This window comes from Alsobacter ponti (assembly GCF_024294805.1).
In the GTDB taxonomy this organism is placed as follows: Bacteria; Pseudomonadota; Alphaproteobacteria; order Rhizobiales; family Beijerinckiaceae; genus Alsobacter; species Alsobacter ponti.
The window spans coordinates 154676-169913 of record NZ_JANCLU010000010.1 but is presented as its reverse complement, the minus strand read 5'-3'; the positions used below and the strand labels follow the sequence as shown (position 1 = coordinate 169913).

Annotated in this window: 16 protein-coding genes, 1 tRNA gene and 1 rRNA gene; 8 read left to right on the top strand and 10 right to left on the bottom strand. The window is 70.6% G+C overall.

Annotated elements, in window-relative coordinates:
* Positions 1-76, top strand: a 5S ribosomal RNA gene (gene rrf / locus NK718_RS22245); the annotation flags it as partial.
* Between the two features lie 113 nt (positions 77-189).
* On the opposite strand, the gene NK718_RS12300 is transcribed toward rrf, so the two are convergent.
* From NK718_RS12300 to NK718_RS12275, 6 genes are all read right to left on the bottom strand, one after another.
* Positions 190-1197 carry an alpha/beta fold hydrolase gene (locus NK718_RS12300; protein WP_254742506.1) on the bottom strand — a complete coding sequence of 336 codons (1008 nt, stop codon included), beginning with the start codon at positions 1195-1197 and terminating at the stop codon, positions 190-192.
* Between the two features lie 100 nt (positions 1198-1297).
* Positions 1298-3226 (bottom strand): hybrid sensor histidine kinase/response regulator, encoded by a 1929-nt coding sequence (locus NK718_RS12295; RefSeq protein WP_254742503.1) that lies wholly within the window; start codon positions 3224-3226, stop codon positions 1298-1300.
* Positions 3227-3318: 92 nt separating this feature from the next.
* Entirely contained in the window at positions 3319-4233 is a 915-nt protein-coding gene (locus NK718_RS12290) for an FAD:protein FMN transferase (protein WP_254742500.1), read from the bottom strand.
* A gap of 25 nt (positions 4234-4258) precedes the next feature.
* The gene (locus tag NK718_RS12285) at positions 4259-6466 is read right to left on the bottom strand and encodes a PepSY domain-containing protein (RefSeq protein WP_254742497.1); all 2208 of its coding nucleotides are present in this window, start codon (positions 6464-6466) and stop codon (positions 4259-4261) included.
* Between the two features lie 10 nt (positions 6467-6476).
* Positions 6477-6950: a DUF2271 domain-containing protein gene (locus tag NK718_RS12280; RefSeq protein ID WP_254742494.1), complete on the bottom strand. Its 474-nt coding sequence runs from the start codon at positions 6948-6950 to the stop codon at positions 6477-6479.
* A 36-nt stretch (positions 6951-6986) separates the two neighbouring features.
* Complete coding sequence (locus NK718_RS12275; RefSeq protein WP_254742491.1) at positions 6987-7457, bottom strand: PepSY domain-containing protein; 471 nt, start codon at positions 7455-7457, stop codon at positions 6987-6989.
* A gap of 130 nt (positions 7458-7587) precedes the next feature.
* Here NK718_RS12275 and NK718_RS12270 point away from each other — a divergent pair, with 130 nt between their 5' ends.
* Both NK718_RS12270 and NK718_RS12265 read left to right on the top strand, forming a co-directional pair.
* A complete protein-coding gene (locus NK718_RS12270) occupies positions 7588-8247 on the top strand; it encodes a response regulator transcription factor (protein WP_254742488.1) in 660 nt (219 codons plus the stop codon).
* Between the two features lie 2 nt (positions 8248-8249).
* Positions 8250-9614: a sensor histidine kinase gene (locus NK718_RS12265; RefSeq protein ID WP_371877275.1), complete on the top strand. Its 1365-nt coding sequence runs from the start codon at positions 8250-8252 to the stop codon at positions 9612-9614.
* 158 nt (positions 9615-9772) lie between these two features.
* Here the strand turns inward: NK718_RS12265 and NK718_RS12260 are convergent, their stop codons facing one another.
* On the bottom strand, positions 9773-10099 hold the full coding sequence (locus tag NK718_RS12260; RefSeq protein WP_254742482.1) for a sugar-binding domain-containing protein: 327 nt from the start codon (positions 10097-10099) through the stop codon (positions 9773-9775).
* A 451-nt stretch (positions 10100-10550) separates the two neighbouring features.
* Between NK718_RS12260 and NK718_RS12255 the strand changes: the two genes are divergently transcribed.
* Positions 10551-11072: a hypothetical protein gene (locus NK718_RS12255; RefSeq protein ID WP_254742479.1), complete on the top strand. Its 522-nt coding sequence runs from the start codon at positions 10551-10553 to the stop codon at positions 11070-11072.
* 161 nt (positions 11073-11233) lie between these two features.
* Entirely contained in the window at positions 11234-11431 is a 198-nt protein-coding gene (locus NK718_RS12250; protein ID WP_254742476.1) for a hypothetical protein, read from the top strand.
* Positions 11432-11614: 183 nt separating this feature from the next.
* Here NK718_RS12250 and NK718_RS12245 read toward each other — a convergent pair.
* Both NK718_RS12245 and NK718_RS12240 read right to left on the bottom strand, forming a co-directional pair.
* Positions 11615-11689: transfer RNA gene (locus tag NK718_RS12245), tRNA-Gln, on the bottom strand.
* Positions 11690-11916: 227 nt separating this feature from the next.
* Positions 11917-12558, bottom strand: coding sequence for a glutathione S-transferase family protein (locus tag NK718_RS12240; protein ID WP_254742473.1), 642 nt, complete (start codon positions 12556-12558; stop codon positions 11917-11919).
* A 205-nt stretch (positions 12559-12763) separates the two neighbouring features.
* Here NK718_RS12240 and NK718_RS12235 point away from each other — a divergent pair, with 205 nt between their 5' ends.
* Both NK718_RS12235 and NK718_RS12230 read left to right on the top strand, forming a co-directional pair.
* On the top strand, positions 12764-12949 hold the full coding sequence (locus tag NK718_RS12235; RefSeq protein WP_254742470.1) for a hypothetical protein: 186 nt from the start codon (positions 12764-12766) through the stop codon (positions 12947-12949).
* Between the two features lie 85 nt (positions 12950-13034).
* A complete protein-coding gene (locus NK718_RS12230; RefSeq protein ID WP_254742467.1) occupies positions 13035-13778 on the top strand; it encodes an HAD family hydrolase in 744 nt (247 codons plus the stop codon).
* A gap of 7 nt (positions 13779-13785) precedes the next feature.
* On the opposite strand, the gene NK718_RS12225 is transcribed toward NK718_RS12230, so the two are convergent.
* The gene (locus tag NK718_RS12225) at positions 13786-14241 is read right to left on the bottom strand and encodes a MarR family winged helix-turn-helix transcriptional regulator (RefSeq protein ID WP_254742464.1); all 456 of its coding nucleotides are present in this window, start codon (positions 14239-14241) and stop codon (positions 13786-13788) included.
* A gap of 218 nt (positions 14242-14459) precedes the next feature.
* On the opposite strand from NK718_RS12225, the gene NK718_RS12220 reads away from it, so the two are divergent.
* Complete coding sequence (locus NK718_RS12220) at positions 14460-15236, top strand: DUF1499 domain-containing protein (RefSeq protein WP_254742461.1); 777 nt, start codon at positions 14460-14462, stop codon at positions 15234-15236.
* The last annotated feature ends 2 nt before the right edge of the window (positions 15237-15238 follow it).

Below are 15238 nucleotides of genomic sequence, written 5' to 3'. Positions count from 1 at the left end.
CCGAACTCGGCCGTTAAACTCCTCCGCGCCAATGGTACTATGTCTCAAGACATGGGAGAGTAGGTCGCCGCCAGGCCCGCAAATGACAGGTGTGAATCTCTTCGCTTTTTCTTCCTCTTTTCTCGACACAGCTTCGGTAGGCTCGCCTCGCGCCCGACCCGCGTCGGCGGCGGCGCGGCGACGCTCGCCTCAGTCGCCCGAGACGAAGCCGTCGAACTCCCGCCAGAACGCCGCCCTCACCTCGTCGCGCTCCATGAGGATGTCGTGCCGGCAGCCGGCCAGCACGCTTAGCCGCGCCAGCGGCGCTTGCGCCGCGAAGCGCGCGGTCGCTTCGGTCGACACCACGGCGTCGTCGGCGCCGGCGACGCACAGCAGTTTCGTCTCCAGTCCCCGCGCGAAGGAAGGCTGGCGCAACGTCGCCATCGCGGCGAAGGCGGAGTTCAGCCAGCCGATGGTGGGCCGGCCGACCGCCAGACGCGGCGCGGCCGCGATCACGTCCAGCGAGCGCAGATAGCGGCGCGCGTCAGAGGTCAGCACGTTGTCGGGCGGGAAGCCCGGCGCGCCGGGACCGCCGCGAACGGGGACGCTGCGCCGGCCGAGCCCGACGGCGTTGCACAGCCGCGCCGCCATTTCGGCGAAGGGCGGCCGCAGGCTCGGGCTCAGCGCGATCATCGGCGCGGTGAGCACCGCGCGGTCGACACCGAGCGGCGCGCGACGCAACCCGAGAAGCAGCGCCGCCGCCCCCATCGAATGGGCGAGCCCGACGACAGGCCGGGGCCAGTTGCGCGCCCGCAGCTCGGCGAGCGCCGTCGCGAGGTCGACCGCGAAGCCGTCGAACCCCGCGGCATGGTTGCGCGACGGGTCGGCGAGCAGGCGCTGCGAGCCGCCCTGCCCGCGCCAGTCGAGGCACGCCACGGCGAAACCGCGCGCCTGCAGCTCCCCGATCGGCTCGAAATATTTCTCGATGAAATCGGCGCGGCCCGGCAGCAGCAGCACCGTGCCGCGCGGGGCGCGCGGCAGCTGCGCCGTCATCGCCATCCGCAGCCCGAGCCCGTCCGGCGTGCGCAGCACCCGGGCGGAGAGGCCCGGCGGCATCGGGTTGGAGGGCACGACGGCGAGTTCGTCCGTGGCCGGAAGCACCGCGCGGCCAGGCGTTCTCCCCGCCTCGGACGGCGAGAGGGCATCCCCCAGAATCATCGGCGCGTCGTCTTCAATGGCGTCATCCGAACTGCGGACGCGACCCTCGCAGGCCCCACCGGGCGGCGCAAGGCGCGTGGGGACGGAAGCGAACCGCTTGCTAGCGCACCACAGAGGCGATCGTTTCGGCGAGGTCGGCCAGCGTGTAGGGCTTGGGGAGCGAGGCATCAGCCTCGTCGAAGCGGCCCTCGGGGCCGACATAGCCGGTGGCCAGCACGAAGGGCAGGTTCGGGTGCTCGCGCCGCGCCGCGTGGATGAGCTGGTCGCCCTTCATGCCCGGCATGAGCTGGTCGGTGACGACGAGGTCGATCCCCTTTTCGTGGCGCAACAGCTCGAGCGCCTCCTCGCCGGAGCCCGCCTCAAGCGCCTCGTGGCCGAGTTCCTCCAGCATCGCGACGGCGTTCATCAGCACCAGGTGGTCGTCGTCGACGACGAGCACGCGCAGCGCGCGGCCGGACGCGCGGGCCGGGCCGGGCTTCGCGGCCGAGGACGGCGACGTCGCGGCGGAGACGGTTTCGACCGCCGGCAGCCACAGCTCGGCGACCGTGCCCTCCCCCACCCGGCTGCGCAGCACGAGACGGCCTCCCGACTGCCCGGCGAACCCGTCGATCATGGAGAGGCCGAGCCCGGTGCCCTTGCCCACGCCCTTGGTGGTGAAGAAGGGCTCGACGGCGCGCGCCAGCGTAGCCTCGTCCATGCCCTCGCCGGTGTCGGCGACGGCGATGCACAGATAGACCCCCGGCCGCAGCTTCTCCGAATTGTCCTCGCCGAGGCGCTCCTCCCGGAGCGCGATGGCGATGCGGCCGCCCCGGGGCATGGCGTCGCGCGCGTTGAGCACGAGGTTGAGCAGCGCCAGCTCGAGCTGGTTGGGGTCCACCAGCACCGATGCGATGCGCGCCGGCAACCGCATGGAAATCGGAATGCCCGGCCCCACCGAGTGCTGCAGCAGGTCCGACATGCCGCGCACCAGCCGGTTGGGATCGACGATCTCGGGCGCGAGGTCCTGCCGCCGCGCGAAGGCGAGCATGCGCTGGGTCAGCGACGCGCCGCGCCGCGCGGCCTCGATGGAGTTGTCGAGCAGCGTGCGCAGGCGCGGCTCGTCGGGCAGGCGCTTGCGGGCGAGCTCGAGGTTGCCGAGGATCACCGCCAGCAGGTTGTTGAAGTCGTGCGCGATGCCGCCGGCGATCTGGCCGGTGACCTCCATCTTCTGCGCCTGCACGAACTTGGCGTTGGCCTCCTCCAGCGCCTTCTGGGTGTCGCGCCGCTCGGTGACGTCCCGTGTGATCTTGGCGAAGCCGACGAGGTCGCCGGCGGCGTCGCGGATGGCGTCGACGACCACGTCCGCCCAGAAGCGCGTGCCGTCCTTGCGCACGCGCCAGCCCTCGGTGACGAACCGACCCTCGGCGACGGCGGCGGCGAGCGCGCGGGCGGGGCGGCCCTCGGCTCGGTCTTCGTCGGTATAGAAGCGCGAGAAATGCTGGCCGACGATCTCGGCTTCCGTATAGCCCTTCAACCGCTCCGCGCCGGTATTCCAGTTGCTGACGCGGCCGTCCGGGTCGAGCATGTAGAGGGCGTAGTCGGTGACGCCCTGCACGAGCAGGCGAAAGCGCTCCTCGCTGCGGCGCAGCTCCTCGCGGGCCCGGCGCTGCTCAGTGACGTCGCGGGTGATCTTGGCGAAGCCCTCGAGCTGGCCGTCGGGGCCGAAGATCGGGTCGATGATGACGTGCGCCCACAGCCGCGTCCCGTCCTTGCGGACGCGCCAGCCCTCGTGCTCGAAGCGGCCCTCGGTCGCCGCCGTGCGCAGCGCCCGCTCGGGCAGGCCGTCGGCGCGGTCCTCGGGGGTGTAGAAGGTGGAGAAATGCCGGCCGATGATCTCGGCGTCGTCATAGCCCTTGAAGCGGCGCGCGCCGGCGTTCCACGTGCTGACCACGCCGTCGGGGTCGAGCATGTAGATGGCGTAGTCGGTGACGGCTTCGACGAGGCTGCGAAAGCGATCCTCGGCGCCCGACATCCGCAAACGACCGGCCATGATTTGATATTCCGCGCCCCCGAGATCAGGCAAAACGCCGTCCGGGACGCAATGGTTCCTTGAGCGAAACCGTGTTGCGCGCCGAGGGGCGCTCAGGCGAACCGGCCGAGCCCCTTGTGGACGAACCCCTCCGGCGCGTGGGAGACGAAGAGCGCGTCGAGGCGCAGCGACGCGGCGAGCTCCCCGCCTTTGTCGGGCCCGAGCACCATCAGAGCCGTCGCCAGCGCGTCGGCGTCCATGGCGGTGGGGGCGAGCACGGTGACGGAGGCGAGCCCGTTGGCGAGCGGCGCCCCGGTGCGCGGGTCGATGGTGTGGGAGACCCACTCGCCATTGCGCCGACGGCGGTGGCGGTAGTCGCCCGAGGTGGCGACCGCGCCATCGTCGAGCTCGATCACGCCCATAGCCTCGCGCCGATCGGGATCGGGCCGCTCCAGCGCGACCGCGAAGGGCCGGCCGCAGGGCTTGCGGCCGTGCGCGCGCAGCTCGCCGTCGATGCCGACGAGCCAGGACGGGAAGCCTTCGTGCTCCAGGCACGCCGCCAGCCGGTCGACGCCGTAGCCCTTGGCGATGCCCGAGAGATCGAGGGCGAGCGGCGCGTGCTTGCGGGCGCGGCCGCGCTGCGGATCGAGTTCGAGCAGGTCGATGCTGGGGGCGAAGCCCAGCGCGGGGTCGGCGGCGGCGTCGCGCGCCTGCGCCCCGAAGCCGAAGGCGGCGACCACGGAGCCGACGCCGATGTCGAACGCCCCGCCGGACAGGCGGCCGATGCGCAGCGCCGCCTCCAGCACCTCCAGGATCTCCGGCGGCAGCGCCACCCACGCGCCCACCGGCGCGGCGTTGAGGCGCATCAGGTCGGAGTCGGGCTTCCAGGTCGACATCTGGCCGTCGACGCGCCCCGCCGCCTCGGCGAGGCGGGCGGCCAGCGCGGCGGCGTCGACCTCGCGGTCGGCATGGACCGTGGCGGTCCAGCGGCTGCCCATGGTGGGGCCGCTCAGCGTGGTGCGCCGCAAGCCCGGCTTTGCCGGCGCGGAGGGCTCAGTAGACGTCCTCCACATAGCGGCCCTCCCTCTTCAGGTCGGCGACGGTGAGTTGCATCGGGGCGAGCACGGCGGCCAGCGCCTCGGCGACGCCGCGCGCCATGTCGCGGCCGCCGCACACCAGGATCTGCGCCTCGCGGGCGATCAGCCCGCGCAGCGCCTCGGCGTCGGCCGCCAGCCGGTGCTGGACGCGGGCGCGCGGCGCGGCGCGCGAGAAGGCCGGGCGCAGCGAGGTCAGCCGCCGGTCGCGCAGCCATGCCTCCAAGTCGTTCCGGTAAAGGAAGTCGGAGCCCGGGTCGCGCGCCCCGAAATACAGGTGCATCGGCCGGCGCGCCGCGTTGGAGCGGATGAAGCCGGCGAGCGGCCCGACGCCCGCGCCCGCGCCGATGAGGATGACGGGCGCGTGGCCCGGCGCGGGTCGGAAGCCGGGGTTCGGCCGCACGAAGCCGTCGATGCAGTCGCCGGGACGCAGCGCGTGCAGGCGTCCGGAGCACAGTCCGCCCGGCATCAGCCGCACGCAGATCTCCAGCACGCCGTCGCGGCTCGACGAGGCCAGCGAATAGAAGCGCGGCACGTCCGAACCCGGCGCGAGCATGCCGACGAGGTCGCCGGCCTCGAAGCGTGGCAGGCGCGCGCCTAACAGCCGGCCCATCAGGCCCGACGGCTCGCCGGGGCCGAAGCGGAGAACCGCCGTCGGAGCGCCGATCTCGACGCCGTAATCGATGCGCTCCATGAGGCGCAGCGACTGGGTGCGCGGCCGCTCCGGCGTGTGGACGAGGGCGAGCTCCACGCCGATGGCGGCGCCAAACTCGCGGCCCCAGTCGGCGAAGCCCTGGGCCGACTGGCGGTCGATGCGGAATTCCGGCAGCAGCCGGCGCAGGCCCTTCTCTTCCAGCGCCCGGTCCACCGTGTCGGCGAAGCCGCAGAAGCGCGGGAACTGGCGGTCGCCGAAGCCGAGCACCGCGAATTCGAGCTCCGGCCCCGCCTCGAAACGGGCGAGCCTGGCGAGAAAATCGCTGGCGGACGAGGGCGCCTCGCCGTCGCCGTAGGTGGCGGTGAGGACGACGAACCGGCGCGCGGCGCGCAGGTGCGGGCCGAGATCGTTCATGGCGGCCACGCTCGCATCCACGCCGGCCCCGGCCAGCGCCGCCCGCAGCGTCTCGGCGAAGCCCCACGTGGTGTTGCCCTCGCTGCCGACCAGGATGACCGTGTCGGACACGCCGGCGATGGCGGCGGAGCGCCCCGGACGGGCGCGGCGGCGGGCCCACCAGATGGCGACGCCGGTTCCGGCCAGCAGCGGCACGGCGGCCGAGGAGAGGCCGAGCAGCACGGTCAGCGGCCAGGCGAGCTCGCCGGTGTGCAGGGCGTAGATGACCTGGTACGCGGACTGGTAGGGCGTGTTGGCCGCCGTGCTCAGCACCGCGCCGGTGGCGCGGTCGATGTTGGATTCGCCGTCGGCGGTGGCGAGCCGGAAGACGTCGGTGGGATCGTCGGCGTAGGGGAAGCTCAGCGTGCGCAGCGAAGCGAGCGGCGTGTCGCGCAGCAGCGGAATCTGCGCCGGCGACAACGTCGGCCCCTCGGCCGAGCGGGCGGCCTCGGCGCTGGCGGGCGCGCCGTCGGGCAGCACCTCGAAGGTCGTCAGCGACATCGCGACGCCGGTGAGGGCGGAGATCAGGAGCCCCGCGACGGCGGCGCGCGAGGCCTGCCCGTGCAGGCGCTGCATCGCCGTGCCGCGCACCGGGCCGGCCAGCTTGCGCCAGCCGCCGAGCCCGCGAGCGAGCATGGCGAGCCCGCTGACGGCCAGCACGAGCATCGCGAACGCGCCCAGCCCGGCCGTGACGCGGCCCGGGTCGTCGAGCAGCAGCTTCCGGTGGAGGTTCTTGACGACGAGCATGAAGGGGGACGGCTCCGGCGCGGGCGAGAGCGCGCCGGTCGCGGGGTCGATCACGGCGATGGCCGGGCTGTCGCCTTCGAAATAGGTGACGACGATGGCCCCGGAGGGCTTGCGCTCGATGCGGTCGACGCCCGGCGCGGCGCGCGTGGCCAGTTCGGCGACGTCGGCCACCGACACCGTCGCGGCGGGCGGCGCGGCGGCCGTCAGCCGCTCGCGGACGGGATCGATCGCCAGCAGCGCCCCACTGGTCGCCAGGGCGACGAGCAGCAGGGCGGCGGCGAGGCCGAGGAACGAGTGCAGCGGACGCAGCATGGCGGATGACTCAGGAGAGCTTGTAGACGAAGGTCTGGACGTAGCCGCGCCCGCCGACCGGCTTGCCGGCCCCGGCGGAGGTCAGCGGGGCTACGACCTCGGAGGGGTTGTCGCGCATGTTCTCGACGGAGGTGTCGACGTGGACCTCGAAGCCGCCGTCGATCAGCGTGTCGGCGAGGTCGACGGTGACGCTGAGCGTGCGCCCGGCCCCGACGCTGGCGCCGGTGATGCCGTCGAGCTCGGCCATCGCTCCGCCCGAGAGCCGCTGCCAGTCGGCGAGGTGGCGGTAGAACTTCGACTTGCCGCCGGCCATCCACAGCGTGCCCTTGTAGGCGCCCGCCTTGTCGGTGACGTAGAGGACCACATACGCGCCGTCGCCCCCGTAGGGCTTCATCTTCACCTCGAAGGTGACGGGGCGCGCCTGCGCAAGCGAAGGGGCGGCGAACGCCGCGGCGGCGGCCGCGACGGGAAGAAGACGGTTCATGGCGGTGTCCTTGCTGTTTGTATTGTCGGGGGCGGCCTACTGGACCTGCGCCTTGGGGCGCGACTTCATCAGGCCGTTGGCGGGCGGCGGCGCATTGGGGTCCTCGGGCGCGGCCGCGGCGGCGGGACCGCCCCGGCGCTCGCCGCCCTCGCCGCGCTCGGCGCGGTCACCATGCTCGCGGCGGCCACGGGTGCGCTCGCCGCGCTCGTCGTCGTCGCCGTCCCCGTGGCGCTCGCGCATCTGCCGCGTCGACAGCACGGCCAGGCTGGCGGGGTCGACCTTGGCGCGGATCTCGCGGCCTTCGCGGTCGACGGCCTGGATGGCGTAGCAGCCGTCGTCCGTCTTGATCCGCTGCACCGTCCAGCCCATCGTCTCGGCCATCTGCACGAGCGCGCTGCGGGGACGCCAGTCGGCGATGCGGACGTTGCAGCGCTCGTCGGCGAGCGCCGCGCCGGCGATTCCGACGCCCAGGAGGCCCGTCGTCGCGATCAGTGTTCTTGCCTTCATGGCGCAGCTCCGGTTTGTGTGACGGCGACAGACTGGACCGCCAAGCTGACGCGGCCCTGACGCCGGACCACAATCGTCGTCAGGCTGCCGTCAGCCCCGGGGCGCAGCCTGACGGCGCGAAGGGTGGCGAATGCGCATCTTGCTGATCGAAGACGACACGGCGCTGGGGGCGGCCGTCCGCGACCAGATCGTGGCGGACGGGCACTCGGTGGACTGGGCGACGCGGCTCGACGCGGCGCGCGACCATCTCGGCCTCGCCCCCTACGAGCTGGTGCTGCTCGACCTGATGCTCCCCGACGGGCGCGGCCTCGATTTTCTGCGCGCCCTACGCAAGGCCGGCGACACCACGCCGGTGGTCATCCTCACGGCGCTGGACCAGATCTCCGACCGCATCGCCGGCCTCAACGCGGGGGCCGACGACTACCTCGTCAAGCCGTTCGACCTGTCGGAGCTGTCGGCGCGGGTCGGCGCGGTGTCGCGGCGCTACCACGGCAACCCGAATCCGCTGGTGCGCATCGGCGATCTCACCGTCGACCTCGCGGCGCGCAGCGTGCGCCGGGCCGGCGTCGACGTGCCGCTGACGGCGCGGGAGTGGTCGCTGTTCGAGGCCTTCGTGCAGCGCAAGGGCGCGATCCTGTCGAAGGCGCAGCTCGAGGAACGGCTCTATTCCTTCGAGCAGGAGGTCGACAGCAACGCCATCGAGGCGCATGTCAGCCGGCTGCGCAAGAAGCTCGGCGCGGACGTGCTGGAGACGGTGCGCGGGCTCGGCTACCGGCTGGCCTCGCCATGAGGATCCCCCTCCCGCGCTCGATCCAGGGCCGGCTCGCGCTCGGCCTGTGCCTGGGGCTCGCCTTGCTGTGGATCGCCGCCAGCGTGGCGGCGCTCGAGGCGCTGCGCCGGCGGATGGACGAGGTGTTCGACAGCGCCCTGCAGGAGACCGCCCAGCGCATCCTGCCGCTCGCGGTGATGGAGATCATCGACCGGGGCGAAGGCGGCGCGCAGCGCGTCGCCTCGGCGGAGCCGCACCGCGAGCGCGTCGCCTACGTGGTGCGCGACGAGGCCGGACGCACGGTGCTGCAATCGCACGACGCGGACGCCGCGGACTTCCCCGACCATCCGCCGCTCGGCTTCTCGTCCACCCACGCCGCCCGCTACTACGCCGAGACCGCCTTGCAGGGTTCGCTCACCATCGTCATGGCGGAGCCGCTGGAAGGGCGGCGGCACGCGGTGGCGCAGGCGGCGCGGGCGCTCGCCATGCCGCTGCTCCTCGTGCTCGTGCCGCTCGGCTTCGTCGGCGCATGGCTGCTCGTGCGCGCCAGCATGGCCCCCGTGCGCGGCCTGTGCGCCGAGATCGAGACGCGCGGCGGCGGCGACCTGCGCCCGCTCGGCGCGGACGGCCTGCCGACCGAAATCGAGCCCATCGCCGCGGCGATCGACCAGCTGATGGAGCGCCTGCGCCGCGCGCTCGACGCGGAGCGCAACTTCGCCGCCCGCAGCGCGCACGAGTTGCGCACGCCCATCGCCGCCGCCCTGGCGCAGACGCAGCGCCTGCTGGCCGAGACCCATGACGACGCGACGCGCGAGCGCGCCTTGCAGGTCGAGGACACGATGCGCCGGCTGGCGCGTCTCGCCGAGAAGCTGATGCAGCTGGCGCGCGCCGAAGGCGGGAGGCTGCTCACCGAACAGCCGGCCGACTGCGTCCCCGTCCTGCGCGTGATCGCCGACGATTTGCGCCGCTCCACCGGTCTCGGCGACCGCCTCATGCTGGAGCTGCCGGATGCGCCGGTGCTCACCCGCCTCGATCCCGACGCGCTATCGATCCTGGTGCGCAACCTCGTCGAGAACGGCGCGCGCCACGGCGCGCCGGACGAGCCGGTCCGCGTCTCGCTGGCTTCGGACGGCGTGCTGCGCGTGGTCAGCGCGGGCCCGGTCGTGCCCGCCGACCGCCTCGCCTCGCTCACCAAGCCGTTCGAGCGGGGGCCGACCTCGGCCCGGGGCTCCGGCCTCGGCCTCGCCATCGCCGACGCCATCGCGCGCGGCGCCCGCGCCCGCCTGACGCTGCACTCCCCGGCGACCGACCGGCCCGACGGCTTCGAAGCCCGCGTCTCCCTCGCCGAGCCTGGCCCAGCAGGCGCGGCGCCAACGCGGAGGCGGTGACGGGGGAGTTGGTCAGTCGGCCGCGGATCGCGCCGCGGATGGCCCGCAGGCGGCCGGCCTCCATTGAGACCCCGATCACGCGCTTCCCGGAGTCCCGCACGGGCTGTCCGCCGAGGACGCGGTCGTTGGTGAGGCCTTTGATGAACTCCCCGTCGTCTTTAGGCCCAGCCGGTGAATTCGCCGGCGGACCCGGCGGCGATCATCGCGCGCACCTCGGCCAGGGTGGCGAAGGCGTCGCGAACCAGCGGCGCGTCCTCCGCCATCGAGCCGATGCTGACGAAGGTGACTTCAGCCGATCGCGCGAGGTCGACCACCAGCCGGACGTGACGCTGGCTCAGGATGCTGTCGCGCTCCTCCTTGGTGGGCGCGATGACCGAGCACGGCATGGGGTAGTGCGGCGAGTTCACGACTTCCGCCGCGCGGCTAACCGCGTCGAGCAGCGAGGCCGAGCCGTCCGGCGCGACGCCGTTCCGGACCTTTGTCAAGCGGAGGGGTGCCTCGCCGGTCTCGCCGGACCAGGACTTCATCTTCAAACACAGGTACGAACTCCCACCGATTCGGCCCCGCGCATCACTCGCTCGCAGTCGATAAGGGGCGAAACGGCTATCGATTGCAGTGGCGCGACATCTAGCAGAGTCGCCAGCACATTTGATAAGGTCGCCTAGGAAGCTACCCGGCATCTATGATCACTTATGCAGGTCGCTTGCCACGTTGAAGGAGGCGTGGGCATCCTCTGACAGATGGGGCGCGAAATGCGGTGGGAAGATTTAGATGTGCTGGTATAGTAATTAATGTTACGTCTAGGTGGGTGAGCACGTCATAAGTTCGAACATGAGGCATCATGCCACACTGTCGATCTGCAAGAGCAGAAATAGAAACAGCCTCTGTGCGCCCAAACTTTTTTTGTAAATTCAACTGTATTCCGACGAAACGAGCATGTACGGGCAGATCCTCACCTTTATTGCTGAGCAACGACTGGGCGATCTAGCGAGCATAGCTGGCGTGTTCATTTCTGTCATAGGGTTCATTGTAACATTTATAGGGGTAAGACGCTCACGTACTGCCGCAGAGATGGCTGCGCAGGCATCAATTCAGACTCGGAACAATATAAAATTATTTGAGACAGTTTCAAGTTTTTCTAGCGTAATCTCGTCGTTGGAGGAGGTAAAACGAATTCATCGGACGGAGCACTGGCTGATACTCCCGGACAAATACAGTGAACTAAGGAAAGTTCTTGTTGGGTTACGAGCAGCAAACCAACACCTTAGCGAAGAAGGAAAGAGCGCGATACAGTCGACCATCAGCAATCTTCTCGACATTGAGAGCAAAGTCGAGCGCGGACTAAAGACTACTGCGTCCCTAGATTCTGTTAAGTTCAATAAAATAGTGTCCGGCGACATAGATCGCCTTACTGCGATGCTCGAAGAAATAAAGTTGAAGTGGGGTGATCTGCCGTGAACATGGAAAAGCAGAAGCGACTTGTGAAGGCCCTCCACAGAAAAACGGTAGAAGGTAGTTTGGCGTGGGAAGAAACTGCCGCGATAAATGCGTTTCAAGTAGCCTTCTCAAATAGTTCCGTGAGAATAATATCTTCCGACAACTCTAGACTAGAAGACGTAATGGACTACACCATGCAAATTATCAATAATGAGGGAGTCGTTGTTGATAGTTTCACAGATGACGATATATTCGAGGAAAATGGTTCCTACTATCGCTTGATGGAGGACATACATGAACTGGCCCGACGCAGGGCAATGGGATCAGATGCTGTTCTCGACGAAGTGTTGAAAGAACTCGACGACGATCTGCCATTCTAATAGTTAGGAGCCTTCTGACGAATGAACAACCAGCCTCAACCGTCGGAGTACGCCCCCATCTCGGCATAATCGTCTATAGAGCTTGATAGACACGTATTGGCGTGCTGGCGATCTGGAATCGGAACTGCGAGCGCGCATATGTGAGATCATCAAGTTCTTTAACTTGCGCTCTTGTTCAGGTTTTGGCTGGGGCGGGAGGATTCGAACCTCCGTATGGCGGAATCAAAATCCGCTGCCTTACCACTTGGCGACGCCCCAGTGTCGACGGCGCGCCGTCGCGGCGCAAAATAGGGAATGCCCGGCGGCGGCGCAACAGCCCCGACGCGGGCATCCACCGGCCATTTCCGTCCCTGGCCTTACACACGATCGACGGGCTCGAGCCGGCTCCGCCCTTCCCTTCGGCAAGCCGGCCTTCGATGACGAACCGCGCGGCGACCCGCCGGCCCGGCGGGCGGGAGGTCGCTCCCGCAGCGAGCGCCGGCGCGTCAGCCCAGGCGGGGCTGCGTGGACGCCAGCGAGGGCCGCTGGGCCATGGTGTCCCACCACGCGCGCAGGCCGGGGCATGGCTCCATCATCCGCGCGAAGTCGGGCGTCATCGAGAAATAGGCCATGATCGGCGCGAGCCAGAGGTCGGCGAGCGTCAGGTCGCCGCCGGCGAGCCACGGGTCCGAGCCCTTGATGCGGTCCAGTTCCGCGAGGCAGGTGGCGGCTGTGGGCCTCGCGGCTTCGACGATGGACTCGTCACAGGTTCCGCCCGTCATGGGCGTGATCAGCCGCTGCCACACGATCTTGCCGACGATCGCGCCGTAGCCGTAGGAATCGAGCAGGCCGATGGCCCAGTTCATGCGCGCGGCCTGGCGGGCGTCGGCCGGCTGCAGCCGGCGGCCGGGAAAGACCTGGTCCACGTAGCGCGCGATGGCGCTGGTCTCGTAGAAGGCGAAGCCGTCGTGCTCGAACGCCGGCACCTTGCCGAAGGGATGGCGGCCGAGATGGGCCGACTGCCGCCCCTGCCCCGACAGGAGGTCGACGGGCTCCAGCCGGTAGTCGGCCGGCTTCTCGGCGAACACCATGCGCACGGTCCGCACATAGGTGCTGTAATCGGGTCCGTAGACGATCGGCGTCGACATCGCGGGTCCTCCCAGATGGTGGCGGACCAGTCTGCCACGGCCCGGTCGCGCCGACCATCACATCGCCGTGCGCCGCGCCGGCCACATCGCCGGGCGCATCCGGTCAATCACGGTCTTGACGGTTTCAACCGATCCTGCAACCAAAGGCCGGACAAAACTGGAAGTTGCGCAACCCTCGGAGCGCCTTCCGAAACGGAGCACGATCATGCGGAGCGTAGGCGCGAAGGCGCGGACCTGGGCCAAGATGGCGGCGCGCATCGGCGCGGGCCTGGCGATCGCCGCGACGGTGGCCGCCTGCGTGCAGACCTCGCGGCCGGCCAATGGCGGCGGCTTCCAGAACGACGAGTATTACAACGATTACGGACCGACCTCCTTCGGCAGCGGCCGCTGAGCCGGGCGGGGTCCGCCCCGCCCTCGACCGCTCGCCTTGCCGGGCCGGTCGCGCTAAGGGTGGGCGACCGCAACCGGAGCCCGCCATGCCCGCCCCAGCCCTCAAGGGTCTTCTGTTCGACAAGGACGGGACGCTGATCGATTTCGACAGGACGTGGGGACCCGCGGCCTACGAGGTCATGCGCATCATGGCGCAGGGGGACGAGGCGCGGTTCCGCGCGCTGGCGGAGGCCAACCACTTCATCATCGAGGAGCGCCGCTTCCTGCGCACGTCGCCCCTCGTGGCGGGCTCGTCGCAGAGCTACGGCGCGCTGTGGGCGCAAGTGCTGGGCCGCGAAAACGGCGCGGAGCTGCACGCCGAGATGGACGACCTGTTCAAGCACTGGGGCCTGCAAAAGCTCTCGCCCATCGGCGAACCCCTGGCGGTGCTGGCTGAGCTGGCGCAAGACGGCTACCGGCTCGGCATCGCCACCAACGACGCCGAGGCGTCCGCGCTGGTGCAGGCGGAGGCGATGGGCCTCGCGCCGCATCTCGACTACGTCGTCGGCTACGACAGCGGCCACGGCGGGAAGCCCGAGCCCGGCATGGTGCTGGGCTTCGCCCGCGCCATCGGCGCGTCGCCCGCCGAGGTGGCGCTGATCGGCGACAGCACGCACGATCTGCACGCCGCGCGCGCCGCCGGCGCGGTGTCCATCGCCGTGCTCACCGGACCGGCGCCGCGGGACGAGCTGGAGCCGCACGCCGACTACGTGGTGGAATCCATCGCGCAACTGCCGGCGTTCCTGCGCGGCCTCGGCGCGCGCGCCGAGACGGAGCGGCGGGCCGGCTGAGCCCGGCTCAGGCCTCCGGCCCCGAGAGGGCGCGCACCCGGTCGCGCCAGGCGACCAGCAGAACGTCCAGCGCCTCGACCTCCCCCGGCTCCAGCCCGCCCAGAGTCGCGCCGACCAGCCGGCGCTGCAAGGCCAGCCCCTTCTCGGTGAGGGCGCGGCCCTCCGGCGTCAGGTAGAGCGCGTTGGAGCGCCGGTCGCCCGGGATGGCGCGGCGCTCGACGAGCTTCTGCGCGGCCATGCGGTCGATCAGCCCGGAGACGTTGCCCTTGGTGACGTAGAGCCGCTCGGCGAGTTCCTGCTGGCTCAGGCCCTCTTGCTCGGACAGGGTGGAGAGCACGTCGAACTGCGGGATCGACAGGCCGAGTTCGCGGAACTCCTGCGCCGCCCGGGCCGTGATCCGCCGGTGCAGGCGCAGGAAGCGAAACCATGTGCGCAGCACGCTTGCTTGCGGATCGATTGTCATCGGCGCGCGCTCCCGCCGGCCCGTGTCGAGTGGCTTCAGGTCCGGCCAAGGCTATGCCGGGAGCGCCGGGCTCCGCAACCGGGGCGTGCCCGCGACCGAACCGCGCGCCGACGCGCGAGCCCCGGCTCCGGTTCCGCGCTGAGGCGTCTTGTCGCAATCCGGACGGGGCGTCGCGAAAAATTCGCCCCGCTTTCGGACGCTTGGTCTAGGCTGTCCGCATGCGCCGCCTCGTTGTCGACCGCCCGCCTTCTCTCGCCGCCCTTTGGAGCCGCCGAATCGCCGTGTTCGCGCTCGTCGTGACGGGCATCGCGGCGGCGCTGTCGCGGCTGGGGCGCATCGAGCCGGCCGCCGCCGTGACGGTGCTCGGCGCGGGCCTGCTGATGGCGGCCGTCGCCGTTGCGCTGTCGGGCGTCGCCTTCGTGGCGATCTGGCGCGAGGGGCGGCCGGGCTTCGGCAAGGCGCTCGGCGGGCTGTTCCTGGCGGTGCTGCTGGCGCTCTACCCGGGCTATCTGGCGGCGCAGGCGCTGCGCCTGCCGCGCCTCTCTGATGTCAGCACCGACATCGCCGACCCGCCGTCCTTCTCGCGCTCGCGGCGCGCGCTGGAGATGCGGTCCGGCCACGTGCCGCCCGAGGCCCCCGCCGGCCTGCGCGCCGCGCAGCGCTCGGCCTATCCGCAGATCCAGCCCCTCGTGCTGGACCTGACGCCGCAGGACAGCTTCGGCATCGTGCTGAAGGCCGCCAACCAGCGCGGCTGGCAGGTGATCGAGAGCAGCGCGCCCGGCGGACGCATCGGCGCGGGCCGGCTGGAGGCGATCGACTTCTCGCCCGCCCTGCGCTTTCCGGAGGACGTGACGGTTCGCCTGCGGCCGACCGCCGCCGGAACGCGGATCGACGTGCGCTCCGCCTCCCGCGTGGCGACGCACGACTTCGGGCAGAACGCGCGGCGAATCGCCGCCTTCCTGCAGGCGGTGGAGGATCTCGCCGACGCGCGCTGACC

Excerpts from the sequence above, each read along its gene's own strand:
- NK718_RS12300 (WP_254742506.1), bottom strand. The coding sequence starts at position 1,197 with ATGATTCTGGGGGATGCCCTCTCGCCGTCCGAGGCGGGGAGAACGCCT.
- NK718_RS12295 (WP_254742503.1), bottom strand. The coding sequence starts at position 3,226 with ATGGCCGGTCGTTTGCGGATGTCGGGCGCCGAGGATCGCTTTCGCAGC.
- NK718_RS12285 (WP_254742497.1), bottom strand. The coding sequence starts at position 6,466 with ATGCTGCGTCCGCTGCACTCGTTCCTCGGCCTCGCCGCCGCCCTGCTG.
- NK718_RS12280 (WP_254742494.1), bottom strand. The coding sequence starts at position 6,950 with ATGAACCGTCTTCTTCCCGTCGCGGCCGCCGCCGCGGCGTTCGCCGCC.
- NK718_RS12275 (WP_254742491.1), bottom strand. The coding sequence starts at position 7,457 with ATGAAGGCAAGAACACTGATCGCGACGACGGGCCTCCTGGGCGTCGGA.
- NK718_RS12270 (WP_254742488.1), top strand. The coding sequence starts at position 7,588 with ATGCGCATCTTGCTGATCGAAGACGACACGGCGCTGGGGGCGGCCGTC.
- NK718_RS12255 (WP_254742479.1), top strand. The coding sequence starts at position 10,551 with ATGTACGGGCAGATCCTCACCTTTATTGCTGAGCAACGACTGGGCGAT.
- NK718_RS12250 (WP_254742476.1), top strand. The coding sequence starts at position 11,234 with ATGGACTACACCATGCAAATTATCAATAATGAGGGAGTCGTTGTTGAT.
- NK718_RS12240 (WP_254742473.1), bottom strand. The coding sequence starts at position 12,558 with ATGTCGACGCCGATCGTCTACGGACCCGATTACAGCACCTATGTGCGG.
- NK718_RS12235 (WP_254742470.1), top strand. The coding sequence starts at position 12,764 with ATGCGGAGCGTAGGCGCGAAGGCGCGGACCTGGGCCAAGATGGCGGCG.
- NK718_RS12230 (WP_254742467.1), top strand. The coding sequence starts at position 13,035 with ATGCCCGCCCCAGCCCTCAAGGGTCTTCTGTTCGACAAGGACGGGACG.
- NK718_RS12225 (WP_254742464.1), bottom strand. The coding sequence starts at position 14,241 with ATGACAATCGATCCGCAAGCAAGCGTGCTGCGCACATGGTTTCGCTTC.
- NK718_RS12220 (WP_254742461.1), top strand. The coding sequence starts at position 14,460 with ATGCGCCGCCTCGTTGTCGACCGCCCGCCTTCTCTCGCCGCCCTTTGG.